20 protein-coding genes are annotated in these 24,586 nt (G+C 62.8%); 10 read left to right on the forward strand and 10 right to left on the reverse strand.

The window, feature by feature from the left end; all coding sequences use genetic code 11:
* Nucleotides 1–128: 128 nt before the first annotated feature.
* From QVG21_RS03385 to gdhA, 3 genes are all read left to right on the forward strand, one after another.
* A complete protein-coding gene (locus tag QVG21_RS03385) occupies nt 129–2,057 on the forward strand; it encodes an NAD(+) synthase (protein ID WP_287922287.1) in 1,929 nt (642 codons plus the stop codon).
* A gap of 13 nt (nt 2,058–2,070) precedes the next feature.
* Nucleotides 2,071–2,676 carry a DUF4923 family protein gene (locus tag QVG21_RS03390; RefSeq protein ID WP_287922290.1) on the forward strand — a complete coding sequence of 202 codons (606 nt, stop codon included), beginning with the start codon at nt 2,071–2,073 and terminating at the stop codon, nt 2,674–2,676.
* Between the two features lie 218 nt (nt 2,677–2,894).
* Entirely contained in the window at nt 2,895–4,250 is a 1,356-nt protein-coding gene (gene gdhA / locus QVG21_RS03395; RefSeq protein ID WP_287922293.1) for an NADP-specific glutamate dehydrogenase, read from the forward strand.
* A 27-nt stretch (nt 4,251–4,277) separates the two neighbouring features.
* Here gdhA and QVG21_RS03400 read toward each other — a convergent pair whose 3' ends face one another.
* From QVG21_RS03400 to asnS, 3 genes are all read right to left on the reverse strand, one after another.
* Entirely contained in the window at nt 4,278–4,889 is a 612-nt protein-coding gene (locus tag QVG21_RS03400; protein ID WP_251214208.1) for a PEX28-32 family peroxisomal membrane protein, read from the reverse strand.
* 244 nt (nt 4,890–5,133) lie between these two features.
* On the reverse strand, nt 5,134–6,555 hold the full coding sequence (gene rpoN / locus QVG21_RS03405) for an RNA polymerase factor sigma-54 (protein WP_251214209.1): 1,422 nt from the start codon (nt 6,553–6,555) through the stop codon (nt 5,134–5,136).
* 136 nt (nt 6,556–6,691) lie between these two features.
* A complete protein-coding gene (gene asnS / locus QVG21_RS03410) occupies nt 6,692–8,080 on the reverse strand; it encodes an asparagine--tRNA ligase (RefSeq protein ID WP_251214210.1) in 1,389 nt (462 codons plus the stop codon).
* A gap of 100 nt (nt 8,081–8,180) precedes the next feature.
* Between asnS and QVG21_RS03415 the strand changes: the two genes are divergently transcribed.
* From QVG21_RS03415 to QVG21_RS03445, 7 genes are all read left to right on the forward strand, one after another.
* Complete coding sequence (locus QVG21_RS03415) at nt 8,181–9,497, forward strand: glycoside hydrolase family 2 TIM barrel-domain containing protein (protein ID WP_287922298.1); 1,317 nt, start codon at nt 8,181–8,183, stop codon at nt 9,495–9,497.
* A 7-nt stretch (nt 9,498–9,504) separates the two neighbouring features.
* On the forward strand, nt 9,505–9,978 hold the full coding sequence (gene rlmH / locus QVG21_RS03420) for a 23S rRNA (pseudouridine(1915)-N(3))-methyltransferase RlmH (protein WP_287922303.1): 474 nt from the start codon (nt 9,505–9,507) through the stop codon (nt 9,976–9,978).
* A 1-nt stretch (nt 9,979) separates the two neighbouring features.
* Entirely contained in the window at nt 9,980–12,232 is a 2,253-nt protein-coding gene (locus tag QVG21_RS03425; protein WP_287922306.1) for a TonB-dependent receptor, read from the forward strand.
* 13 nt (nt 12,233–12,245) lie between these two features.
* Nucleotides 12,246–12,779, forward strand: a complete 534-nt coding sequence (locus QVG21_RS03430; protein WP_287922308.1) for a hypothetical protein — start codon at nt 12,246–12,248, stop codon at nt 12,777–12,779.
* 61 nt (nt 12,780–12,840) lie between these two features.
* A complete protein-coding gene (gene nadC, locus QVG21_RS03435; RefSeq protein ID WP_251214215.1) occupies nt 12,841–13,695 on the forward strand; it encodes a carboxylating nicotinate-nucleotide diphosphorylase in 855 nt (284 codons plus the stop codon).
* Nucleotides 13,695–15,614, forward strand: a complete 1,920-nt coding sequence (locus QVG21_RS03440) for an LTA synthase family protein (RefSeq protein WP_287922310.1) — start codon at nt 13,695–13,697, stop codon at nt 15,612–15,614. The genes nadC and QVG21_RS03440 overlap by 1 nt, the downstream gene beginning before the upstream one ends.
* Nucleotides 15,607–17,001, forward strand: coding sequence for a GNAT family N-acetyltransferase (locus QVG21_RS03445; protein ID WP_287922312.1), 1,395 nt, complete (start codon nt 15,607–15,609; stop codon nt 16,999–17,001). Before QVG21_RS03440 ends, QVG21_RS03445 begins: the two co-directional genes overlap by 8 nt.
* A gap of 124 nt (nt 17,002–17,125) precedes the next feature.
* On the opposite strand, the gene folD is transcribed toward QVG21_RS03445, so the two are convergent.
* The 7 genes from folD to purC are packed head-to-tail and all read right to left on the reverse strand — an operon-like array spanning nt 17,126 to nt 24,585.
* The gene (folD, locus tag QVG21_RS03450; protein ID WP_287922314.1) at nt 17,126–17,974 is read right to left on the reverse strand and encodes a bifunctional methylenetetrahydrofolate dehydrogenase/methenyltetrahydrofolate cyclohydrolase FolD; all 849 of its coding nucleotides are present in this window, start codon (nt 17,972–17,974) and stop codon (nt 17,126–17,128) included.
* A 53-nt stretch (nt 17,975–18,027) separates the two neighbouring features.
* The gene (gene purD, locus QVG21_RS03455) at nt 18,028–19,284 is read right to left on the reverse strand and encodes a phosphoribosylamine--glycine ligase (protein ID WP_287922316.1); all 1,257 of its coding nucleotides are present in this window, start codon (nt 19,282–19,284) and stop codon (nt 18,028–18,030) included.
* A gap of 4 nt (nt 19,285–19,288) precedes the next feature.
* A complete protein-coding gene (purH, locus tag QVG21_RS03460) occupies nt 19,289–20,818 on the reverse strand; it encodes a bifunctional phosphoribosylaminoimidazolecarboxamide formyltransferase/IMP cyclohydrolase (RefSeq protein ID WP_287922318.1) in 1,530 nt (509 codons plus the stop codon).
* A gap of 2 nt (nt 20,819–20,820) precedes the next feature.
* Complete coding sequence (purN, locus tag QVG21_RS03465; RefSeq protein WP_287922320.1) at nt 20,821–21,387, reverse strand: phosphoribosylglycinamide formyltransferase; 567 nt, start codon at nt 21,385–21,387, stop codon at nt 20,821–20,823.
* 3 nt (nt 21,388–21,390) lie between these two features.
* Entirely contained in the window at nt 21,391–22,416 is a 1,026-nt protein-coding gene (gene purM, locus QVG21_RS03470) for a phosphoribosylformylglycinamidine cyclo-ligase (RefSeq protein ID WP_287922322.1), read from the reverse strand.
* A 31-nt stretch (nt 22,417–22,447) separates the two neighbouring features.
* Entirely contained in the window at nt 22,448–23,866 is a 1,419-nt protein-coding gene (gene purF, locus QVG21_RS03475) for an amidophosphoribosyltransferase (protein WP_287922324.1), read from the reverse strand.
* Nucleotides 23,867–23,868: 2 nt separating this feature from the next.
* Nucleotides 23,869–24,585 carry a phosphoribosylaminoimidazolesuccinocarboxamide synthase gene (gene purC / locus QVG21_RS03480; RefSeq protein ID WP_251214224.1) on the reverse strand — a complete coding sequence of 239 codons (717 nt, stop codon included), beginning with the start codon at nt 24,583–24,585 and terminating at the stop codon, nt 23,869–23,871.
* Between the last annotated feature and the right edge of the window lies 1 nt (nt 24,586).

Genomic DNA, 24,586 nt, shown 5'->3' on the forward strand with positions numbered 1-24,586 from the left:
TGCAGAACTTCCGGCCTTGTCCCGAAGCCGGCTCGCATTTCATCAAGGCTCACTCTTGCACTCGACCTGCGCAAACGGATGAGACGTTGATTTTTAATTCTTAATTTTTCATTTTCAATTACGACAGGATGGATAATTTCGGTTTTCTGAAAGTCGCGGCGGCCGTTCCGCAGGTGCGGGTCGCCGACTGCGAATACAACTCGGCGCGCATCGTCGCGCTGGCCGAGGAAGCCGCCCGGCGGGGCGTCGAAATCGTCGCGTTCCCCGAACTCGCCGTGACGGGCTACACCTGCGGCGACCTGCTGCTGCAATCGGCCCTGCTCGATGCGGCCGACGCCGCGCTGGAAGAGATCGTGCGGGCGACGCGCAAACTGCCGCTGACGCTGCTTGTCGGCGCGCCCCTGCGCCATGGCTCCACCCTCTACAACTGCGCCGTAGTCTTCACGCAGGGACGCGTGCTCGGTGTCGTGCCCAAGACCCACATCCCCGACTACGCGGAGTTCTACGAAAACCGCTGGTTCGCGTCGGGCGCCGGAATCGCCGAGGAGGAACGCATCGCCGTCGCCGGACAGCAGACCGACTTCGGCACCGGTCTCACGTTCGAGGTCAACGGCACGGAATTCGGCGTCGAAATCTGCGAAGACCTCTGGACGGCCATTCCCCCCTCGTCGCAGCTGGCGCTCAACGGCGCCAAGGTGCTCTTCAACCTCTCGGCCTCGCCCGAGGGGGTGGGCAAGCACGCCTATCTGCGCCAGTTGGTGGCCCAGCAGTCGGCCCGCACCCTCTCGGCCTACGTCTACTGCTCGGCCGGGCAGGGCGAATCGTCGACCGACCTGGTTTTCGCCGGCAACGGATTCATCGCCGAAAACGGCGTCGTCCTGCGCGAAGCCGAACGCTTCGCGGCCGAAGAACAGCTCGTCGTGGCCGACGTGGACATCGAACGGCTCGAATTCGAGCGGCGGCGCAACACGTCATTCCGCAACAACGAAACGACGTCGGAAAACACCGTCATCGAAATGGAAATCCCCGAAGGGCTGCGCGCCGCGGCGCTCGACCGCGACATCGACCCGCTGCCGTTCGTACCCAAGGACGAGGGGCACCGCAGCGAACGCTGCGAAGAAATCTTCCGCATCCAGGCCCACGGCCTGGCCCAGCGGCTCCGCCACACGGGCTGCAAGCGCGCCGTAGTGGGGATTTCGGGCGGGCTCGACTCGACGCTGGCCCTGCTGGTCACCGTCCGCGCATTCGACTTCCTCAAGCTGGAACGCGCGGGCATCGTCGGCATCACGATGCCCGGATTCGGCACCACTGACCGTACCTACCGCAACGCGCTGGAACTGATGGGCCGCTTAGGAATCACCGTCCGCGAAATACCCATCCGCGAAGCCTGCATCCAACACATGAAAGACATCGGGCTCGACCCCGACGACCGTTCGGCGGCCTACGAAAACGCGCAGGCCCGCGAACGGACGCAGATACTGATGGACGTGGCCAACATGGAGGGCGGGCTGGTCGTCGGGACGGGCGACCTGAGCGAACTGGCCTTAGGCTGGGCCACCTACAACGGCGACCAGATGTCGATGTACGGCGTCAACGCCTCGGTGCCCAAGACGCTGGTCCGCCACCTGGTCCGGTGGGCCGCCGAAACCGAGACGGACGAGACGGCGCGCGCGACGCTGCTGGACATCGTGGACACCCCCGTAAGCCCCGAACTGCTGCCCGCCGACAAGGAAGGGCGCATCGCCCAGAAGACCGAAGACCTCGTGGGTCCCTACGAACTGCACGACTTTTTCCTCTACCACTTCCTGCGTTCGGGCTACGGACCCGCCAAAATTCTGTTCCTGGCCGAAACGGCGTTCAGCGGCAGCTACGACCGGACGACGATCCACAAATGGCTCGGCGTCTTCTTCCGCCGCTTCTTCGCCCAGCAGTTCAAGCGCTCGGCCATGCCCGACGGACCCAAGGTCGGGTCGGTGGCCTTGTCGCCGCGCGGCGACTGGCGGATGCCCTCGGACGCTTCGGCGGCCGCATGGCTGAACGAACTGGAAAACCTGTAAAACCCCGCACGAAATGAAGAAACTGCTACTGCTGGCCATACTGTGGCTGTCGGCAGGAACCGCCACGGCGCAAAACTGGTCGGACATACTGACCAAAATCGGCACGGCACTTGCCGACAAGGCCACCGACGGCCAGCTGACCCGCTACGCCATCGTCGGCCAATGGTGCTACACCGCGCCGGGCGTCCGCTTCGAGAGCGAAGACCTCGGCGGCGAAATCGGCGGCGCGGCGCTCGAATCGACCGCAGCGGCCAAACTCGAATCGGCCTACAAGCTGGTCGGCATCCGGCCCGGAGCGTGCGAATTCACTTTCGAGCGCGAAGGCGAGTTCACGGCGACGCTCGGGACGCACAAACTGAGCGGCACCTACGAATTCGAGCCTGCCACCCACGCCCTGACGCTCCGCTTCGCCAAAGGCAAGTACAACCTCGGGACCCTCCCGGGCCACGCTTTCGTCAGCGGCACGGAGCTGCAAATCGTCTTCCCCGTCAACGGGCTGGTCCGGCTTTTCACGGCGCTCGGCAGCAAGATTTCGTCGCTGGCGACCGTGGCAGAACTGCTGGGCAAATACGAAAACGTCTATGTCGGATTCCGGTTTGCGCGGCAGACGGGCCAATAAAACGGCAAAAAGTCGATAACTTTTTGATAAATGTCGGATTCTTCAAGAATCCGGCATTTTCTGTTATCATCTCTAATCGGGCGGAACCCGGCATGCAAGAAACGATAAGAAAAACAGCCCCGGAAACGGGACGGCGGGCGGGCGCCGTTATTAAAGAATTTGCAAAACCCGCCCGTTCCTCCTATTTTTGAATCCGGACAAACAAAAAACACCCCTCTATGGAGACCTCCCCCGAACGTTACGTCGAAACATTCATGGCGCAGCTCATCGCCCGCAACCCCAACGAACCCGAATTCCACCAGGCCGTGCGCGAAGTGGCCGAATCGCTGGCGCCCCACATCGCCGCCAGCCCCATGTTGCAGCAGATGAAGATTCTGGAACGCATCGCCGAACCCGAACGCGTGGTGATTTTCCGGGTGCCGTGGCTCAACGACCGCGGCGAGATCGAAGTCAACCGCGGCTACCGCGTCCAGATGAACAGCGCCATCGGTCCCTACAAGGGCGGCATCCGCTTCCATGCCTCGGTCAACCTCTCGATACTGAAGTTCCTGGCTTTCGAGCAGACATTCAAGAACAGCCTGACGACCCTGCCCATGGGCGGCGGCAAGGGCGGTTCGGACTTCAACCCCAAGGGCAGGTCGGACAACGAAGTGATGAAGTTCTGCCAATCGTTCATGACCGAATTGCAGCGCCACATCGGGCAGGACACCGACGTTCCGGCGGGCGACATCGGCGTGGGCGGCCGCGAAATCGGCTATATGTTCGGACAATACAAGCGGCTGCGCAACGAATTCACCGGCACCCTCACGGGCAAGGGCCGCGACTGGGGCGGCAGCCCGCTGCGGCCGGAAGCGACGGGCTACGGCGTCTGCTACTTCGCCGAGGAGATGCTGGCCGCGCGCGGCGACAAGCTGGCGGGCAAGACCGTCTGCATTTCGGGCTCGGGCAACGTGGCGCAGTATGCCTGCGAAAAGGCCACGCAGTTAGGAGCCAAGGTGGTGACCCTCTCCGATTCGTCGGGATTCGTCCACGACCCCGAGGGAATCGACGCGGCGAAGCTGGAATATGTCATGGAACTGAAAAACGTATTCCGCGGCCGCATCAAGGAATACGCCGACCGCTACCCGCAGGCGACCTACCATCCCGGCGAACGGCCGTGGAGCATCCCGTGCGACGTAGCCATGCCTTGCGCCACGCAGAACGAACTCGACGGCGACAACGCGCAGGCACTGGTAGACCACGGCTGCATGTGCGTGGTGGAGGGGGCCAACATGCCCTCGACGCCCGAAGCCATCCGCATCTTCCAACAGCACAAACTGCTCTATGCGCCGGGCAAGGCCGCGAACGCGGGCGGCGTAGCCACCTCGGGGCTCGAAATGTGCCAGAACTCGATGCGGCTGACGTGGACGCCCGAGGAAGTGGACGCCAAACTCCACGGAATCATGCGCAACATCCATGCGGTGTGCGTACAATACGGCACGCAGCCCGACGGCTATGTGAACTACGTGGTCGGGGCCAACATCGGCGGCTTCATGAAAGTCGCCAACGCCATGCTTGCCCAAGGGTGCGTATAGCACCCGCAGGCGGATGGCCGCAGAAAATCAAAGGAACAGAAGCGCCAACGCAGCGACGCAGAATCCGCCGCAGAACCCGGCGAAGATCTGCGCAGCGTTGTGGCAACCCAGGTAGAGCCGGGCGGAAGCCAACGCCCCGGCGCAGAAGACGGTGACGGCGAACGGCACGAGCGAACGCCCGGGGTCGGCGACGCTCATGATGACAAGCAAGGCCACGGCGGCCCCCATAGCTGTGAGGTGCAGGCTGATTTTCCAATAGAAAGACACCACGAGGCACATCCCCTCGCAACAAGCCGCGGCCAACATGAACTTGCGCAGGAAAACCGCCGACGGAATCCGGGCGAGCGTCACGGCGCAAAGCACATAACAGAGCGTGCCGATGAGCAGGGGCCACCACCGCTCGCGCCGCTCGTCGATGCGCCAGTCCGAAACACGCCCCAACGCCCGCAACAACCCCAGCGAGAGCACGGGGATGACCATGGCATAGAGGACGATGACCCACGCGAAATAGAACTTCATACCCGTGGGATAATAAACGAAAGCGGTGCATGTCAGCAGGTAGACCACCGCGTAGAGCGGCAGCAGAAAGGGATGCAGCGCCCAAGAAAGGGCATGAGAAATTCGGGCAAGAGGTTTCATTCGGGTAAAGGGAAAGTAAATGTTGCGACTGCTTGCGAGTTATGCGGAGCAAGGAGGAGGGGAACAGCGAAACGCAGTTAATTTGCCATAAGATTCTTCGCTGCGCTCAGAATGACAGAGAGGGGAAATTCGCTCAGAATGACAAAAAGGGGAAATTCGCCCTGCACGACAAAAAGCTGCCGATTTGCCCGGCGCGGCAAAAGACGGGGACATTTCACCTTTCACTTTTAACTTTTCACCCAAGTTAAATCTGTTTGCGCAACCGTGCGACGGGGATGTTGAGCATCTCGCGGTACTTGGCCACCGTGCGGCGGGCGATGCGGTAACCCTTGGAATTGAGGATGTCCATCAGCGTCTCGTCGGTCAGCGGACGGCGCTTGTCCTCGTCGTCGATGCACTGCTGGAGGATGTTCTTGATTTCGTAGCTCGACACCTCCTCGCCGCTCTCGGTCTGCATGGCTTCGGAGAAAAGCGACTTCAGCAGGATGATGCCGAACTGCGTCTGCACATACTTGCTGTTGACCACGCGCGAAATCGTCGAGACGTCGAGCCCCGTGCGGTCGGCGATGTCCTTGAGAATCATGGGCCGCAGTCTGGACTGGTCGCCGTCCTTGAAATACTCCTGCTGGTAGTCGAGAATCGTCTGCATGGTCCGCATCAGCGTGTCGTGCCGCTGCTTGATGGCCGAAATGAACCACTTGGCCGAGTCGATCTTGCTCTTGACGAACTGAATCGCCTCCTTGTCCTTCTCCTTGACCGTACCGTCGGACGCGACCATGTCGCGGATCATGTCGACATAACGGCGGTTGACCCGCACCTCGGGCACGTTGTAGGAATTGAGCGAAAGGTGGAACCGCCCGTCCTGGTAATCGAGGATGAAATCGGGGATGATGTAGGGCGTGGTGTCGGTGCCCCCCTCGGCGTAGAGATTGCCGGGCTTGGGCGACAGCCGCTTGATTTCGCCGATGGCCTCGCGGAAATCCTCCTCCGAAATCTGAAGCCGTGCGATGAGCTTCTCGTAATGCTTCTTGACGAACTCCTCGAAATAGGAGGTCAGAATCTTGCGGGCGAGCCGCCGCGGCCGGGAATTGACCGCTTTCTGGTTCATTTGCAACAACAGACACTCGCGCAGGTTGCGTGCACCGACCCCGGCAGGCTCCAACTCGTGGATGATGCCCAACAGCCGTTCGAGCTCTTCGGCCGTGGTTTCGAGCCCGACCGAAAAGGCGATGTCGTCGGCTATCGAATCGAGGTCGCGGCGCAGATAACCGTCCTCGTCGATGCTGCCTATCAGGTAGACCGACAGCCGCATGTCGCGCTCGGTGAGGTTGCGGAAACTGAGCTGCTCGACCAAATACTCCTGCAGCGAACGGCCCCCGGTCAGAAAGACGGGACGCTGCTTGTCGTCCTTGGAGTAATTGTTGATGCGGCTTTTGTAAGCGGGCGTATCGTCCTCGCGCAGGTACTCCTCGACCGAAATCTGCTGCGGCTCGGCATCTTCCTCGGAGGACCGCTCCTCCTCTTCGAGCACGATGTTGTCCTCGATCTCCTGCTTGATGCGCTGTTCGAGCTGTACGGTAGGCAGCTCCAACAGCTTGATCATCTGAATCTGCTGCGGAGAGAGTTTCTGCTGGAGCGAAATGATCTGTCGCTGATTGATGGCCATACTGCTGCCGAAAAAAATTAAAAATGAAAAATTAAAAATCACCTCGTGCACCCGGTATCGGGGAAGCAGCGCACATCGGCATCCGACCGTCGGCCGGCACTCCGATTTCCGAATTTTTAATTTTCAGTTCCTAATCTTAGAAGTCGGCGTGCTGCGGCGTGCGCGGGAAAGGCTGCACGTCGCGGATGTTGGTCAGGCCCGTCACGAAAATCAACAGCCGGTCGAAGCCCAGACCGAATCCCGAGTGCGGAGCCGAACCCCAACGGCGCGTATCCAGATACCACCAGAGTTCCCGCTCGCTCATCCCGAGTTCCCGAACCCTTGCACAGAGTTTGCCATAATCGGCCTCGCGCTCCGAACCGCCGATAATCTCGCCTATTCCGGGGAAAAGGACGTCCATTCCGCGCACGGTTTTGCCGTCGTCGTTCTGTTTCATGTAGAACGCCTTGATTTCCTTGGGATAGTTGATGAGGATGACCGGACGCTTGAAATGCTCCTCGACCAGGTAGCGTTCGTGCTCCGACTGGAGGTCGCAGCCCCACTCGCACGGGAACTCGAACTTGCGGCCCGAAGCCTTGAGGATTTCGATGCCCTCGGTGTAGTCCAGGCGCTTGAATTCGTTGTCCACCACGAACTTCAGCCGCTCGATGAGCCCCGGATCCCACATCTTGTTCATGAATTCGAGGTCCTCGCGGCAGTTGTCGAGCGCGTAGCGAATCAGATACTTCAGAAAGTCCTCGGCCAGCTCCATGTTGTCCTCCAGCTCGAAGAACGCCGCCTCGGGTTCTATCATCCAGAATTCCGAAGCGTGGCGCGGCGTGTTGGAGTTCTCGGCGCGGAACGTGGGGCCGAACGTGTAGATGCGGCCCAGCGCCAGCGCGCCCAGCTCGCCCTCCAGCTGACCCGAGACGGTCAGGTTGCAGGCGCGGCCGAAGAAATCCTGCGAGAAGTCGATCTTGCCCTCCTCGGTCTTGGGCGGATTCTCCATATCGAGCGTCGTGACCTGGAACATGGCACCCGCGCCTTCGCAGTCCGAAGCGGTGATGATGGGGGTATGGAAATAGTAGAAACCCTGCTTGTTGAAATATTCGTGAATGGCATAGGCCATCGCGTGGCGGATGCGCAGCACGGCCCCGAACGTGTTGGTCCGGGGACGCAGATAGGCTATGTCGCGCAGGAATTCGAGCGAATGGCCCTTCTTCTGCAAGGGATAGGTCTCGGGGTCGGCCGTACCGTAGACCTCGATGCGCCGGGCCTGCACCTCGACCCCCTGTCCCGAACCGGGCGAGGCGACCAACCGCCCGTCGACCCGGATGCAGGCGCCGGTCGTCACGGGCTTGAGCGTCTCCTCGGCGATTTCCGCCAGGTCGACCACCACCTGGATATTACCCACGCACGAGCCGTCGTTCAAGGCGATGAACGCCACATTCTTGTTGCCGCGTTTGGTGCGCACCCAGCCTTTCACAACAATGTCGGTGTCCACGACGCCCGACTTCAGAATCTCTGCTATTCTCTGCGTTTTCATGACGATGATGTTATGCTTGTTTCCGAATTCACAAAGATAGTCGTTATTTGCGATTCGGCAAAAAAAACCTACCTTTGTCGTGCTTTATAAAACAAGGTATATGATCAAACGCATCCTATCGCTCTGCATGGCTTTGCTGGCGGCCGCAGGCGCTTCGGCCCAGCAGGACGCACGCATCGGCCGCACCGAAGCCATACCCTACGACATGCGCCACGACGCCGAAGCCCGCAACCTCGCCGCGTCGGGCCATACCATCGCTTTCCGGCCCGAGACGACCATCACCGCCGAGGGGCCGCTCTGCGCTGTCATGGAGCAGCAGACCGAAATCCCCTATGTCTGGACCGACGGATGCGTCTACCTCCATATCGAGAACGCCCCCACGGCCTATGCACTGTGGGTCAACGACCGCAGCGTGGCCGAAGTCGACGACCCGCTCACGCCCGCCGAATTCGACCTCTCGCCCTATATCCGGCAGGGCGCCAACGACTTCAAGTTCCTGATATTCAACGACCGCGGCCGGCTGGACGCTTCCGATCCCGTGCGCCGCAAGGAATTCGAGGGCAGCTACCTCTACTATCAGAACAAGCGCTCCATCCGCGACTTCCGGATTGCGCTGGTGCCCGATTCGCTCGGCCGCAACTTCGCCATGCTCGACCTGCAAATCGTCGCGCAGAACATGTTCAACTACAACGAAAAGGTCGAGGTCGGCTACGACATCTATTCGCCGCAGGGCAAGCTGCTGGAATTCGACATCCGCGAGACGGTCATCCCCGGCCGCTCGGCCGACACGGTGCGGTTCTCGCCCTTCATCTACCACGCCTACGAAAACAAGTGGGAACCCTCGGCCAAGAATCCGCCGCTCTACAAGGTCATGCTTTTCACCCGCCGCGACGGCACCTACAAGGAATACATGCCGCTAAAAATCGGCTTCGGACCGGCCGAATTCGCCGACGGACGGTTCACCCGCTTCGGCAAGCCGCTGCAACTCAACATCGCCCGCTACAACGCCGCGGCCGACGCCAAGACGACCGCCGCCCAGCTGCAAACGCTCCGCAAGCAAGGCTACAACACCCTCGCGCCCGACTATCCGCAGCCGGAATGGTTCTACGGGCTCTGCGACCGGCTGGGGCTGCAAGTCATCGACCGGGCCAACATCCACGCCCCCGAACAGCGCGACAACCGCCGGGTAGGCGGCACGCCCTCCAACGACCCGGCGCTGGCCGACGAATATCTGGAACGCGTGCAGGCCATGTACTACCGCTCGCGCAACCACACCTGCGTCATCGCCTACGCCCTGGGCGGCGAAGCGGGCAACGGCTACTGCATGTACAAGGCCTACCAATGGCTCAAGGAAGCCGAACCCTCGCGCCCGGTCATCTGCGCCGATGCCGACGGCGAATGGAACACGGACTTATAAGGGTGAAATGACCTTAGAACTGATCGTCATAGGCAAAACCGACTCGCAGGAGGTGGCCGCGCTGGTGGAGCTGTACGCCCGGCGCGTGAACCACTATTGCAAGTTCTCGCTCACGGTCCTGCCCGACGTGCGCGACACCAAGAAACTGACGGCCCGCCAGCAATCCACGGCCGAGGGCGCCGCCATCCTGCGCCAGCTCTCCGAGGGCGATTTCGTGGTTCTGCTGGACGAGCGGGGCGAGGAGATGCGCTCCGTCGAATTCGCCTGCTGGCTCCAGAAACGGATGAACAGCGGCGTCAAGCGGCTGGTCATGGTCATCGGCGGCCCCTACGGCTTTTCCGGCGAGGTCTACGCCCGCGCCGACGCCCGGCTCTCGCTCTCGCGCATGACTTTTTCGCACCAAATCGTGCGGGCCATCTTCGCCGAGCAGATTTACCGCGCGTTCACCATCCTCAACAACGAACCCTACCACCACGAATAAGATGCGCCTGCTGTCGACCGTGCTGCTGCTCTGCTCCGCCCTGCCGCCGACCGCCCGTGCGGCGGCCCGGCACACCGATGCCGACACGACCATCTTGGTCGACAGGGTGCAGGTCACGGCCATCAAGCAGGGCACGGTGCTCCGCTCGCAGCCCGTCGCGGCCACCATCCTCGGCAGCCGGGTGCTCGAAGGCAGCCACGTCGGCGCCGTGAAGCACCTTTCGCAGCGGGTGCCCAACCTCCACATCCCCGACTACGGCTCGCGCATGACCTCGTCGGTCTACGTCCGCGGGCTCGGAGCCCGTATCGACCAGCCCGTCATGGGGATGAACGTCGACAACGTGCCCGTGATGAACAAGGACTGCTACGACACCGAGCTCTCCGACGTCGAGCGGATCGAAATCCTGCGCGGCCCCCAGTCGACCCTCTACGGCCGCAATACGATAGGCGGCGTCATCAATATCTACACCCGCTCGCCCCTCGCCTACCAGGGCACCCGCCTGTCGGCCGAATACGGCTCGGGCAACACATGGCGCCTGCGCGCTTCGACCTACCACAAGTTCGGCGACAGCTTCGGCGTCGCCCTTGCGGGTTTCTACACCCGTTCGGACGGTTTCTTCCCGAACCTCGCCACGGGCCGCAACTGCGACGGCGAGCAGATGGGCGGCGGGCGTTTCAAGCTGCAATGGCGCGGCAAAAACGGGCTGCGCATCGACAACACGCTGGCGTTCTCGCTGCTCGACCAGGGCGGCTATCCCTACGCCTACATCGGTCCGGAAATCGTGCGCGACGGGCAGACCGTCATCCGCCCCGGCGAAATCCGCTACAACGACCCCGCAGGCTACCGCCGCACGACCCTCAGCGACGGGCTCACCCTCCGCTTCGACGCCGGCCGCTGCTCCCTCTCGTCGATTACCGCCTACCACTATTCCGACGACGCCATGACGCTCGACCAGGATTTCCTGCCCCTCTCCTACTTCACGCTCCGGCAGGCCCGCACCGAGCACACGTTTTCGCAAGAGCTCGTTGTCCGCTCGCGCGACGAAGGGCGTTACCGCTGGCTCGCCGGGCTGTTCGGCCTCTACCGCCGTTCGGCGATGGACGCTCCCGTGCTTTTCAAGCGCGACGGCATCGAGGAGCTGATTCTGCGCAACGCCAACTCCGGCCCCGTCTTCCGCTACGACACCGACGCCGAAGAGCTGCTGCTCTCGTCGGATTTCCGCAATCCCGCTTTCGGTGCCGCGCTCTACCACGAATCGAGCTTCCGGCTCGGCCGCTGGACCCTCACCGCCGGCATCCGGGCCGACTTCGAGCACACCCGCCTGCACTACCGCAGCCGCACGAAGTTCGACTATTCGCTCAGCATCTCGGGCGGTCCTGCGGGACAGCACACGGCCGCCATCGACGACCGCAGCACCCTGAAGCGTTCCTACCTGCAACTTCTGCCCAAGGCCACCGTTCTATACAGCTTCGACGAAGCGCGCAACCTCTACTTCTCCATCGCCAAAGGCTACAAGGCAGGCGGATTCAACACCCAGCTTTTCTCCGACATCCTGCAAGAAAAGCTCAAGGCTCAAATGGCTTCGGGCGTCGACGACACCGACCCCGGGCTCATGTCCTACCGTCCCGAAAAAAGCTGGAATTTCGAGCTGGGCGGCCACTTCTCCTGCGCCCAGGGCATCCTGCGGGGCGATTTCGCCCTTTTCTGGATTCTCTGCCGCGACCAGCAGCTCACCGTCTTTCCCGCGGGCAGCTCCACGGGCCGCATGATGACCAACGCCGGGCGCTCGCGTTCGCTCGGCGGCGAGCTGTCGCTCCAAATCCTGCCCCACCGCAACGTGGTGCTCGACGCCGCCTACGGCTACACCGACGCCCGCTTCATACGCTACGACAACGGGCGCTCCGACTTCAGCGGCAACCGCATCCCCTACGCGCCCGGGCACACGCTCTCTTTGGGCGCCGAATGGAGCATCCCCACGGGCGCCGGCTGGCTCCACGAAGTGGTCCTCCACGCCGGGGTCCGCGGCACGGGACCCATTTGCTGGGACGAAGCCAACACGCTGCGGCAGGATTTCTACCTCCTGCCCGACGCTTCGGTTTCGCTGCGCCACAGCCGCTATGCCCTCGATTTTTGGGGCCGCAACCTCACCGACACACGCCACGACGTCTTCTGGTTCAAATCCATGGGCAACGAGTTCGTCCAGCGCGGACGTCCCCGCACCTTAGGCGTCACCCTCTCCATCCGCATCAACTAAAAACAAAACCGATATGCAAAAGTTCCTTCTGTTCGCCTTCGCGCTTCTCGCATTCAGCGCCTGCAACGACAGCGATTCGGACGAAATCCGCTTCGCTACTGAAAACACCGCCATCGCCGACGGCAGTCTGACGGGCATCAACCTCCATTTCCTCGGCACCTCGGTCGCCACGGCCCCCGACGGCACAGCCTACACCGACAGCTCCGCCCGCTTCGAGTTCGCAGGCGGCAGCGAAAAACTGACCCTCTACATGCACGGCACCCGTTTTGCAGCCGCCATGCCCGCCTTCAATATGCGTCTTTTCAACGTTCCCTACACCCCGGGCGAGGGGGCCGCGCTTTCGTTCTTGCTTCCGACCGTCGTTCCCGATGTCTACCTGCCTAATGCAGTCGGGGGAGGGTACAGCTACCAACCATTGCCCGCCTACACCCTCACCAACGTCGAGGGTTCCATCGACGGTATCGACTGCCGCGTCGCATTCTCGTGCAACGTTCCCAAACTGGGCGCCTACCGCGTTGAATACCAAGGAAAACTGCTCTCACGATAACCGCCCCTGCCCTTTGCGCAGGCCGCATCCGCCAACAACCGAACATTCAATTCAAACAACCATGAAACCCGAATACAGACCTTTCGTCGAAGAGTTGATCGAACTCTGCATCAAGGAAGACATCGGCGACGGCGACCACACGTCGCTCTGCTGCATCCCGGCCGACGAACACGGCCGCATGCGCCTGCTGTGCAAGCAGGAGGGAACCATCGCAGGCATCGAAATCGCCGAACTGGTGCTCCGGCGGCTCGACCCCGGCGTGAAGTTCGAGCAGCTGCTCCGCGACGGCGACCGTGTGAAGCCCGGCGACGTGGCGTTCTACGTCTCGGGGCGCCTGCGCTCGCTCTTGCAGGCCGAACGCATCCTGCTGAACATCATGCAGCGCATGAGCGGCGTCGCCACCCAGACCGCCGTCTACGTCGCACGCCTCGAAGGACTGCACACCAAGGTCCTCGACACCCGCAAGACCACGCCCGGCATGCGCGTGCTGGACAAGATGGCCGTCAAAATCGGCGGCGGCGAGAACCACCGCATGGGGCTTTTCGACATGGTGCTGCTCAAGGACAACCACATCGACTTCGCGGGCGGCATCCGCAAGGCCATCCAGGGCGCCCGCGAATACCTCGCCGCCAAGGGCAAGCAGATTCCCATCGAATGCGAGGTCCGCACCTTAGAGGACATCGACGAGGTCTTCGCCGCAGGGGGCGCCGACCGCATCATGTTCGACAACTTCTCGCCCGAATTGACGCGCGAAGCCGTGCGCAGGGTGGCCGGACGCTGCGAAACCGAATCGAGCGGCGGCATCACCCTCGACAACCTGCGCCAGTACGCCGAATGCGGCGTCGATTTCATTTCGGTCGGAGCGCTGACCCACCAGATCAAGTCGCTCGACATGTCGCTCAAAGCCTGCGAATAATGCAACGTCTGCTCCACACTCCGCTGGCGCTGCTCCTGCGGCGCATCCTGACGCTCTACGTCGTGCTGTGGCTCTGCCGCATCCTTTTCTACTCCTACAACCACGTGCAGTTGGGCGCCATCGGCTGGCCGGAGGTCGGGGCGCTGCTGCGCGGGTCGCTGCTTTTCGACACGGCGTCGGTGCTCTATGCCAACGCGCTGTTCGTCGTGCTCTCGCTGCTGCCGTTTGAGTTCTGCTGCGGCCCGCGCTACCAGAAAATGCTGTTCTGGTACTATACCGTCGTCAATTTCGTGCTGATCGTCGCCGCCAACCTGGCCGATGCCGTCTACTTCCACTATACGCAGAAGCGCATCACGGCCGACGAGTTTCTTTTCGCCGACAACGACAACTCGCTCCTGCTGGTTTTCAAGTTCATGGGCGAAAACTGGCCCCTGCTGCTCGCCGCCCTCGCGCTCGGCGTCCTGCTGGTCATCGGCTTCGGCCGCCGCACCCGCTGCGAATCGATCCTCAACCCCGGCTGGAGCTACTACACGCTGAGCACCGTCACCCTCTGCCTGGCCGCGGGGCTCTCGATAGCCGGCATCCGGGGAGGGGTCACGCGCGCCACACGGCCCATCACCCTCTCCAATGCCACCCTCTACACCCCCGACCCGGGCAAGGCCAACCTGATTCTGAGCAACCCGTTCTGCCTCCTGCGGACCATCGGCCACAGCGGCAAGGTCCGCTATCGCAAGGATTTCTCCGAGGAGCGGCTGCAGGAGCTGTTCTCGCCCGAGCACCGGCCTGCCGCCGATTCGGTGCGGAACGTCGCGGCCGACACCCTCCGCGGGGCGCTTCGCGGCCGCAACGTCCTAATTTTCATCCTCGAAAGCATGTCGGCCGAGCACTCGGCCCACCTGCGGCCCGACCTCTACGCCGACCGCCCCGAGCAGGGTTTCACGCCGTTCCTCGATTCGCTCATGCGCTCCGGACTGACGTTCCGCCGCATGTATGCCAACGGCACGCGGTCGATTCAGGCCATGCCCTCCGTCCTGGGCAGCATCCCCTCGTTCAAGACGCCTTTCGTGCTGATGCCGCAGGCGCTCGGCCGGAGCCGCCAGCTACCCGCCATCCTCGCGGAGCAGGGCTATTCCACCCTCTTCTTCTGCGGTTCGGAACGCGGTTCGATGGGCTTCGGGGCCTATGCACGTTCGGCCGGGGTCGAACGACTGGTCAGCCGCGAAGACTACGAAAAGGCCCACGGCACGAACGACTTCGACGGCTACTGGGGCATCTGGGACGAAGAATTCCTCCAGTTCGCAGGCGAGGAACTGCGGACGGTCGCACAGCCTTTCTTCGCCACCCTTTTCACCCTCTCGGCCCACCACCCGTTCGTAGTTCCCGAACGCTACGCCGCCGCGCTGCCCGAGGGTTACACCCGCATCCACAAGGGAATCGCCTACGACGACATGGCTTTCCGCCGTTTCTTCGCCCGCTTCGGCCACGAGAAGTGGTTCCGCAACACGCTTTTCGTCTTCGTAGCCGACCACGTTTCGTCGGAGAAGTTCGCTCCCGAAAGCCGCGAATACCCGGGCAGCCACCACATCGTCGGCTTCTTCTACACCCCCGACGGAGCCTTGCAGGGAGAAATAGGCGAAGTGACCCAGCAGTTGGACATCATGCCGACGGTCTTGGGGCTTCTCGGCAACGATCAGCCTTATTTCGCTTTCGGGCGCGACCTGCTCGGCGAGCCGGACCGTCCCCGCTGGGCCCTCTCCTACGACGGGCAGTTCCGCGCCTGGACCGACCGCGGTCCGGTGGAGTTCGACGATGCGCTCCCGCCCGCACCCACCGAAAGTGCAATGCAGCAGCGTTACCGCGCCCTCGTCCAGCAGTACTACTCCCATATCGAACGCAAAAGCTACGTCGTCGATGATTGAGTTCCGCCCCGTCCGGCTCGAAGACCGCGCGGCCATCGAGCGGTTCACCCTCCCGTCGGACGTCCGCAACTGCGACCTCGCTTTCGCCAACATGTTCTGCTGGCAGACGGCCTACCGCAGTTCGTGGGCCGTGGTCGAAGGGTTTCTGGTCGTCCGGTTCCACATCGGCGGCGGCACCCGCATCGGCTACATGCAGCCCGTCGGCGAGGGCGACTTCACCCGCATCGTTCCGGCGCTGGAAGCCGATGCCCGTGCCCTCGGACAGCGGCTGCGGCTCATCGGGCTGACCGACCAGGGGCGCGAACTGCTCCGCCGCAGCTGCCCCGGAGCATTCGCGTTCCACTCCGACCGGGCGTCCGAAGACTACATCTACCGCGCCGACGACCTGCGCCAACTGCCGGGCCGCCGCTATCAGCCCAAGCGCAACCACATCAACCGCTTCACAGCGACCTGCCCCGACTTCCGCTACGAGGAGCTCACGCCCGACCGTTTCGCCGAGTGCATGACCCTCGAACGCCAGTGGCGCCGGGCCCACGAGGGCCACGCCTCCGAGCTGTGCGCCGAACAGCGGGCCATGCAGCTGGCGTTCGACCATTTCAGTGAACTGGGCCTGCGCGGCGGGTGTCTCTACGTCGGCGAGCGGCTGGCGGCGTTCACCTATGGCTCGGCCGTCAACGACCGTACGTTCGTCACCCACGTCGAAAAGGCCGACACGGCGTTCGAGGGGGCTTTCACGGTCATCAACAAACTTTTCGCCGAGCACCTGCCCCCGCAATTCACCCTCGTCAACCGCGAGGAGGACCTCGGCATCGAGGGGCTCCGCCACGCCAAGCTCTCCTACCATCCGGCCGAACTGCTGCACAAGTTCGCGGCCATCCGGCTCGACCCCGACGAATCGGCGTGCAAGGCGTTGTGGATGAAAGTTTTCGGCGACGGCGACGAGTTCGTCGACACCTTTCTGATGCGCTATTACGACCGCAGCCGGATGCTCACCGCCCAATGCGAAGGACGCACGGCCGCCATGCTCCATATCCTGCCGTTCGACACCGAGCTGGGCCGCACGAGCTACATCTACGGCGTGGCCACCGACCCCGAATTCCGCAACCGCGGGCTGGCGTCGCAGCTGATGGAGCAGGCCCTGCAACTATGCGACGAGCAGGGCGACGGTGCCGTTTTCCTCATCCCCACCCCCGGCAGGGAGTGGCTGCGCGGGTTCTACGGCCGCTTCGGATTCGCAGGCTCCCTGCCCGCAGCGTTCCGCACGCCCGACGGCTTCGACTTCGGCACGGGCGACCCCGCCGCCGACCTCGCCATGCTCCGCCTGCGCAACCCCGCTGCGCCCCTGCCCGGGCAGCTGACTTGCACTTACAAGCAGGAACACGCATAGCGCATTTTCGGCCCGCATGAATTCCCCGGCAACGGCGAGCGAAATGCCGACGCACCCAACGAAAAAGGCCCGGAGAGCTCCGGGCCTTTTCTTTCCACTGGTTGCTAAAACGTTTTAGCAACAACTATTTCTGCTTGCGCAGGAAACATTCGATGGTATTTTCCATCAGGCAGCAGATGGTCATCGGACCCACGCCGCCGGGCACGGGTGTGATGACGGAGGCTTTCGGCTCGATGGCGGCGTAGTCGACGTCGCCGCACAGCTTACCCGTCTCCGAGTCGCGGTTGACCCCCACGTCGATGACCACGGCGCCGTCGGCCACCATGTCGGCCGTGACGAACTTCGGGCGGCCGATAGCCACGACGAGGATTTCGGCGCGGCGGGTCACCTCTGCCAGGTTACGCGTGCGGCTGTGAGCGATAGTCACCGTCGCGTTTTCGTCCAGTAGCAGCTTGGCCACGGGCAGTCCCACGATGTTGCTGCGGCCGATGACCACCGCCTCGCGGCCCGCGATCTCCACCCCGGCGGCCTTGAGCATCTTGATGATTCCTTTGGGCGTGCAAGGCAGCGTGCAGGGCTGTTTCTGCCACAGCGCCGCTACGTTGAGCGGGTGGAAACCGTCCACGTCCTTGGTCTTGTCGATGGCCGCGATGACCCGCTCCTCGCTGATATGTTTCGGGAGAGGAAGCTGCACCAGAATGCCGTCGACCTCCGCATCGGCGTTGAGCTCGGCGATGATGCCGAGCAGTTCCTCCTCGGCGATGTCCGCAGGCTTGCGGATGGTGGTGTTGCGGATGCCCACCTCGGCCGAAGCCTTGGCCTTGCCTGTCACATAGCTCACGCTGCCGGGGTCCTCGCCCACCAGGATGACCGCCAGATGGGGCACGCGTCCGTATCGGGCCGGAAAGGCCGCCACCTCCGCCGCCATGTCGGCCTTGAGCCGGGCCGAAAGTTCTTTTCCGCTGATTGTCATAATCTATTGCATTTTGAAGATTCTTCGTCGCCTACGGCTCCTCAGAATAACGGTTACTTGTTTTCATTCCCCAACGCCCAATGGCCGATGTCGGTGCGGTGGAACAGGTGCCCGCAGTCGATACGGGCCACATCGCGCAGGGCGTTCGCACGCGCTTCGGCGAGGTCCTTGCCCCGGCCCACCACGAACAGCACGCGGCCCCCGGCGGTCAGCACGCGGTCGCCGTCGGCCTTGGTCCCCATGTGGTAAACCGTACCGTCGACAGCGTCCAGCCCCCCGATTTCGTGGCCCTTTTCATAGGCGCCGGGATAGCCTTTCGACGCCAGCACGATACCCAGCGTTGCAAAACCGTGCCACTCCAACCGGGCGCCGCGCCCCTCGGCCACGGCGCAGAAAATATCGACGATGTCGCTTTTCAGCCGCGGCAGCACCACCTCGGTCTCGGGATCGCCGAACCGGGCGTTGAACTCGATGACCTTGATTCCCTGCGCCGTCTTCATCAGCCCGCCGTAGAGCACCCCCTCGAACGGGCATCCCTCGGCCGCCATCGCGTCGGCCACGGGCTGCATGATACGCTCCAACGCGAATTTTTCGTCTTCGGCCGTGACGAACGGCAGCGGCGAATAAGCCCCCATGCCGCCCGTGTTGGGTCCGCAGTTGCCGTCGTAGGCCCGCTTGTGGTCCTGCGCCAGCACCATGGGCCACACCCGGCGGCCCGAGACGAAACACATGAACGAGAACTCGGGACCCTCCAGATAATCTTCCACAACCACCTTGCCCTCGCCGAACTTGTCGTCGAGCAGCATGTCGCGCAGAGCGGCGTCGGCCTCCTCCATCGTCTGTGCGATGACCACGCCCTTACCGGCAGCCAGTCCGTCGTACTTGAGCACGGCTGGAAACGACCGCCCGGCCACATAGTCGCGGGCCGCGGCATAATCGGTGAAAGCCCGGAACCCGGCAGTCGGGATGTCGTATTTCGCCATCAGCTCCTTGGCGAACTCCTTGGACGATTCGATGCGCGCGGCCGCTTTCGTCGGGCCGAAAATCCGCAGTCCCGCGGCCTTGAACGCATCGACGACGCCCGCCGCCAACGACACCTCGGGCCCCACGACCGTCAGCCCGACGCCCTGCGCCACAGCGAAGTCGCGCAAGGCCTCCACGTCGGTCTCCTTGACAGCCACGCACTCGGCCTGCCGGGCGATACCCGCGTTGCCGGGCGCGCAATAGATTTTTTCGACCTGCGGCGAACGCGTCAGCGCATCGACGATGGCGTGCTCGCGGCCGCCCGAACCGATTACAAGAACTTTCATCTTTTCAATGTTTGAAATGGCGTTCGCCCGCAAAGCACATTGCGATTCCCTTTTCGTCGGCCTTGCGGACGGAATCTTCGTCGCGCACCGAACCGCCCGGCTGGACGATGGCCGCCACGCCGTAGTCGGCCGCAAGGGTCACGCAGTCGTCGAACGGGAAGAACCCGTCGGAAGCCAGCACCAACCCCTCGATGAACCCGGCGGCCCGGGCCTGCTTCAAGGCTATTTCGGCCGAACCGATGCGGTTCATCTGGCCGGCGCCGACACCCAAGGTGCGGCCCTCCTTCACGACCACGATAGCGTTGGATTTCACATGCTTGACGATGCGCCAGCCGAAATTGAGGTCGTCCAGCTGTGCGGCCGTCGGCTTCCGCTCCGTGACGCACATGTCGGCCGTCACGGCTTTCGTCGCGACGTCGAGCTCCTGCACGAGCAGCCCGCCGTTGACGCTGACATACTGCTTGGGCGCCCCGGCATCGGGCGTCATATCGACCTCCAACAGACGCAGGTTCTTCTTGGCGCAGAGGACTTCGAGCGCCCCATCGTCGAACTTCGGCGCCATGATGATTTCGAGGAAAACCGGCTTCATCAGCTCGGCCGCCTCGCGCGTCACGGTGCGGTTCGTGGCGACGATACCGCCGAAAATCGACACCTTGTCGGCCTCGTAAGCCTTGGTCCACGCATCGGCCACGTCTGCGCCGACGGCCGCGCCGCAAGGGTTCATGTGCTTGAGACCGACGCAGAACGGCGCATCGAACTCGCGCACGATGGAAAGGGCCGCATTGGCGTCCTGTATATTGTTGTAAGACAACTCCTTGCCGTTGAGCTGCCGCGCGAACGCCAGCGAATAAGGCGTCCGCTCGCCCTCGCGGTAGAACTTGGCCGACTGGTGGGGATTCTCGCCGTAGCGCAGCGACTGCACGAGGTCGAATTCGAGGAACAGCTTCTCGTCGAGCCCTGCCTGCGCCCGCATGTAGGCCGCAATCATGGCGTCGTACTGCGCCGTGTGGGTGTAGGCCTTGGCCGAGAGCTTCAGCCGCGTAGCCCTATCGGTATTGCCCGAAACGCGTATTTCGCTCAAAATCTGCGCATAATCGTCGGGGTCGCACACCACCGTCACGTCAGCCCAGTTCTTGGCCGCCGAACGCAGCATCGAGGGGCCCCCGATGTCGATGTTCTCGATGGCGTCCTCCATCTTCACGCCGGGTTTGGCAATCGTTTCGCGGAACGGGTAGAGGTTGACGCAGACCATGTCGATGAACCCGATGCCGTTCTCCTTCAGCGCCCGCAGATGCTCGGGGTCGTCGCGGCGCGCCAGCAGACCGCCGTGCACCTTGGGATGGAGGGTCTTGACCCGTCCGTCGCAGATTTCGGGGAATCCCGTCACCTCGCTGATGTTCAACACTTCAACACCGCCGTCGCGCAGCAGTTTCATCGTTCCGCCCGTGGCGATCACCTCCCAGCCCAACTCGCGCAGGCCCCGGGCGAACTCCACGACGCCCCGCTTGTCGCTAACACTGATTAAAGCACGCATAATTATTTGTTGTTCAATATTTTGTCTATCGTTTCAATATAAAGCGGATATTCCGTGGCATGGACCAGCCGTTCCAACTCGGCGAGGTCGCCGCCCTCGTAGTCGAACGCCCGCTGGGCGAGGATGGGCCCGCCGTCGAGCGTGGCGTCGACCCGGTGGATCGTCACGCCGAAGACCTTGACGCCGTACTCCAATGCCTGCTCGATGGCATGGGCGCCGCGAAACGCCGGGAGCAGCGACGGGTGAACGTTGATAATCCGTCCGCCGTAAGCCGCCAGCAGCGTGTCGCCCACGATGCGCATGTAACCCGCCAGACAAACCAATTCGACCCCGGCAGCATCGAGCCGCGCCACGATTTCACGCTCGTAATCTGCCTTGGAGGGGTACTCCCTGGGGGAGAAGACGAACGTATGGACCCCGTGCGCCGCCGCCCGTCCGACCGCCCGGGCTCCGGGCCTGTCGCAGACCAAGAGCGCCACGCACGCGTCCAGCACGCCCCGCTCGCACGCCCCGGCAATGGCCTCGAAATTGGTCCCCTCGCCGCTGGCGAAAACCGCGATCCGGTGCATGGACTACCGGATGGCGACACCCTCGGTGCCGGTGACGCGTCCGATGACCGCAGCCCGCTCGCCCTGCCCGGCGAGGATGCCGATGGCCCGCTGCGCCTCGGCGGCGTCGAGCGCGATGACCATGCCGATGCCCATGTTGAAGATGTTGAACATCTCGCGGTGGGGCACCTTGCCGTACTTTTCGAGGAAGCGGAACACGGGCAGAATCTCCCACGAACCCTCCTCGATCTCGATGCCCTGCCCCTCGCGGAGGATGCGCGGGATGTTCTCGTCGAAGCCGCCGCCCGTGATGTGGCTGATGCCGTGGACGTCGCAGCTGCGGATGACTTCGAGCACCTGTTTGACGTAGATTTTCGTGGGGGTCAGCAACACCTCGCCCAGCAAACGGTCGGAGAGCTCTGGGTAACTTTCGTGCAGATTCAATGCGTTGTCGGCCACGATTTTACGCACCAAGCTGAAGCCGTTGGAATGAACGCCGCTCGACGCCACGCCCACCAGCACGTCGCCGACCTTGACCTTCGAGCCGTCGATCAACCGCTTCTTCTCGACCACACCGACCGTGAACCCGGCGATGTCGTACTCGCCGTCGGCATACATGCCCGGCATTTCGGCCGTCTCGCCGCCCACCAAGGCGCAACCCGCCTGGCGGCAGCCCTCGGCGACCCCGGCGACGATAGCTTCGATTTTGCGGGGCTCGTTGCACCCCACGGCCACGTAGTCGAGGAACAGCAACGGTTCGGCCCCCTGCGCCAACACGTCGTTGACGCACATGGCCACGGCGTCGATGCCGATGGTATCGTGCTTGTCCATGGCGAACGCCAACTTGAGCTTGGTACCGACGCCGTCGGTGCCGCTCACCAGCACAGGCTCCTCGACCCGCAGCGCCGAGAGGTCGAACATCCCGCCGAACGCTCCGATATTGCCCATCACGCCCAAACGCGAAGTCGACGCCACGTGCTTCTTGATGCGCCGCACCACTTCGTATCCGGCTTCGAGGTTGACCCCCGCCTTTTCATAACTTTCTGCCATCGTGGAAAGGAATAATTTTTAATTCTTAATTTCAGAACTTTCCGTCCTTGTTAGCTTCCTCGCGCGCAGTGTAAAGCGCCGTCGGGTAACGCCCCGTGAAGCAGGCCGTGCAGAGTTCGCAGCGCCCGCCCGCCGCATAGAGCGCCTTTTCGGAGAGGAAAGCCAGCGTGTCGCACCCGATTTCGCGGCGCACGCCCTCGACGTCGAGCCGGGCCGAAATCAACTCGTCGTAAGTGGAGGTGTCCACCCCGTAGAAACACGGGTCGGTCATCGGGGGCGACGCGATGCGCACATGCACCTCCGCAGCACCCGCCTCGCGCAGCATGCCGACGATGCGCCGCGAAGTCGTACCCCGCACGATGGAATCGTCGATGAGCACCACCCGCTTGCCCCGCACGATGGAACGCACGGCCGAGAGCTTCATCCGCACCCCCTTTTCGCGCATAGCCTGCGAGGGCTGGATGAAGGTGCGGGCGATATACTTGTTCTTTATCAAACCCATTTCGTAGGGCAGGCCGCTCGCTTCGGCGTAGCCCATCGCGGCGCTGAGACTCGAATCGGGCACCCCGACGACGATGTCGGCCGAAACGGGGGCTTCCTCGAAAAGCAGGCGCCCCGACTCCTTGCGGTAGGCGTGGACGTTGCAGCCCTCGATGTCGCTGTCGGGACGCGCGAAATAGATATACTCCATGGCGCACATCTGACGCCGCTTGTACTGCGAATAATCGGCCGAACGCAGGCCGTGCGAATCAATGGTCACGATTTCGCCCGGCTCGACGTCGCGCACGAACTCGGCGCCCAGCACGTCGAACGCGCAGGTCTCGCTCGAAACGACATACCCGTCGCCCAACCGCCCGATGGAGAGCGGTCGCAGGCCGTGCTTGTCGCGGCAGGCGTAGATGCGGTGGGCCGTCATGATGACGAAAGCGAAAGCCCCCTCCAGCATGTTGAGCGCATCGATGATCGAATAGATGCGCGGCCGGTCGTGGAACTTGGTCTCCTTCTTGATGAGGTGGGCCAGCACCTCGCTGTCGGACGAGGACTGGAAAAGGCTGCCCCGGTTCTCCAGGTAATCGCGAACCTGTCTGGAATTGACGATGTTGCCGTTATGGGCCAACGCGAAATCGCCCGTGTTGTGGCGGAACATGAAAGGCTGCACGTTCTCGATTCCGCCGCCGCCCGCCGTCGAATAACGCACGTGGCCGATGGCCATGCTGCCCGTGAGGGTGGCCAAACCGGGCTCCTTGAAGACCTCGGTCACCAACCCCTCGCCCTTGATGCGGCGGAGCTTGCCGCCCTCGTCGACGCTGACGATGCCGCAGCCCTCCTGCCCACGATGCTGCAAGGCGTGCAGCCCGTAGTAAGCGAGCGTCGAAGCCCCGGGCACGCCGTAGACCCCGAAGACGCCGCACTCCTCGTGCAATTCCCTGTCGCTGAAGCGCCGCATCATTCCTAAGCCGTGATTTTACGCAACCGGGCCAGAATCTCCTCGTAAGCCTCGCGCACCTTGCCCAGGTCGCGGCGGAAACGGTCCTTGTCGAGCTTCTCGTTGGTCGTGGCGTCCCACAGACGGCAGGTGTCGGGCGACACTTCGTCGGCCAGCACGATTTCGCCGTCGGAAGTCTTGCCGAACTCGATCTTGAAGTCGATGAGGCGGATGTTCATCTGGGCGAACAAACCCTTGAGCACCTCGTTGATTTTGGCCGTCATCTTATAAATCGTATCGAGCTCCCCGTAGGTCGCGGCACCCAGCGCCACGGCGTGGTGGTCGTTGATGAGCGGGTCGCCCAGCTCGTCCTTCTTGTAGCAGATGTCGAAGATGACGTTCGAGGGCTCGGTCCCCTCCTCGATGCCCAGACGCTGGGCCATCGACCCGGCGATGACGTTGCGCACGATGACTTCCAACGGGATGATCGTCACCTTGCGGCACACCTGGTCGCGGTCGTTGAGCGTCCCGACATAGTGGGTCTTGACACCGGCCTTGTGCAGCTCCTTGAAAATCAAGGTCGAAATGGCGTTGTTCAGCACCCCCTTGTTCTCGATGGTCGCTTTCTTGACGTTGTTGAACGCAGTGGCCGCATCCTTGTAGTGGATGATGATTTTGTCCGGGTCGTCGGTCAGAAAGACCTGCTTTGCCTTGCCCTCGTAGAGCATTTCGAGTTGTTTCATG

The organism is Alistipes sp. UBA6068 (genome assembly GCF_949428155.1).
GTDB classification, from domain to species: domain Bacteria; phylum Bacteroidota; class Bacteroidia; order Bacteroidales; family Rikenellaceae; genus Alistipes; species Alistipes muris.

Bases quoted from the DNA above. Each gene is read 5' to 3' on its own strand.
- purC (WP_251214224.1), bottom strand. From the start codon at position 24,585: ATGAAACAACTCGAAATGCTCTACGAGGGCAAGGCAAAGCAGGTCTTT.
- nadC (WP_251214215.1), top strand. From the start codon at position 12,841: ATGAAACCCGAATACAGACCTTTCGTCGAAGAGTTGATCGAACTCTGC.
- asnS (WP_251214210.1), bottom strand. From the start codon at position 8,080: ATGAAAACGCAGAGAATAGCAGAGATTCTGAAGTCGGGCGTCGTGGAC.
- QVG21_RS03445 (WP_287922312.1), top strand. From the start codon at position 15,607: ATGATTGAGTTCCGCCCCGTCCGGCTCGAAGACCGCGCGGCCATCGAG.
- QVG21_RS03430 (WP_287922308.1), top strand. From the start codon at position 12,246: ATGCAAAAGTTCCTTCTGTTCGCCTTCGCGCTTCTCGCATTCAGCGCC.
- gdhA (WP_287922293.1), top strand. From the start codon at position 2,895: ATGGAGACCTCCCCCGAACGTTACGTCGAAACATTCATGGCGCAGCTC.
- QVG21_RS03415 (WP_287922298.1), top strand. From the start codon at position 8,181: ATGATCAAACGCATCCTATCGCTCTGCATGGCTTTGCTGGCGGCCGCA.
- rpoN (WP_251214209.1), bottom strand. From the start codon at position 6,555: ATGGCCATCAATCAGCGACAGATCATTTCGCTCCAGCAGAAACTCTCT.
- purD (WP_287922316.1), bottom strand. From the start codon at position 19,284: ATGAAAGTTCTTGTAATCGGTTCGGGCGGCCGCGAGCACGCCATCGTC.
- rlmH (WP_287922303.1), top strand. From the start codon at position 9,505: ATGACCTTAGAACTGATCGTCATAGGCAAAACCGACTCGCAGGAGGTG.
- QVG21_RS03400 (WP_251214208.1), bottom strand. From the start codon at position 4,889: ATGAAACCTCTTGCCCGAATTTCTCATGCCCTTTCTTGGGCGCTGCAT.
- QVG21_RS03440 (WP_287922310.1), top strand. From the start codon at position 13,695: ATGCAACGTCTGCTCCACACTCCGCTGGCGCTGCTCCTGCGGCGCATC.
- purH (WP_287922318.1), bottom strand. From the start codon at position 20,818: ATGCGTGCTTTAATCAGTGTTAGCGACAAGCGGGGCGTCGTGGAGTTC.
- QVG21_RS03390 (WP_287922290.1), top strand. From the start codon at position 2,071: ATGAAGAAACTGCTACTGCTGGCCATACTGTGGCTGTCGGCAGGAACC.
- folD (WP_287922314.1), bottom strand. From the start codon at position 17,974: ATGACAATCAGCGGAAAAGAACTTTCGGCCCGGCTCAAGGCCGACATG.
- purN (WP_287922320.1), bottom strand. From the start codon at position 21,387: ATGCACCGGATCGCGGTTTTCGCCAGCGGCGAGGGGACCAATTTCGAG.
- QVG21_RS03425 (WP_287922306.1), top strand. From the start codon at position 9,980: ATGCGCCTGCTGTCGACCGTGCTGCTGCTCTGCTCCGCCCTGCCGCCG.
- purM (WP_287922322.1), bottom strand. From the start codon at position 22,416: ATGGCAGAAAGTTATGAAAAGGCGGGGGTCAACCTCGAAGCCGGATAC.
- purF (WP_287922324.1), bottom strand. From the start codon at position 23,866: ATGATGCGGCGCTTCAGCGACAGGGAATTGCACGAGGAGTGCGGCGTC.
- QVG21_RS03385 (WP_287922287.1), top strand. From the start codon at position 129: ATGGATAATTTCGGTTTTCTGAAAGTCGCGGCGGCCGTTCCGCAGGTG.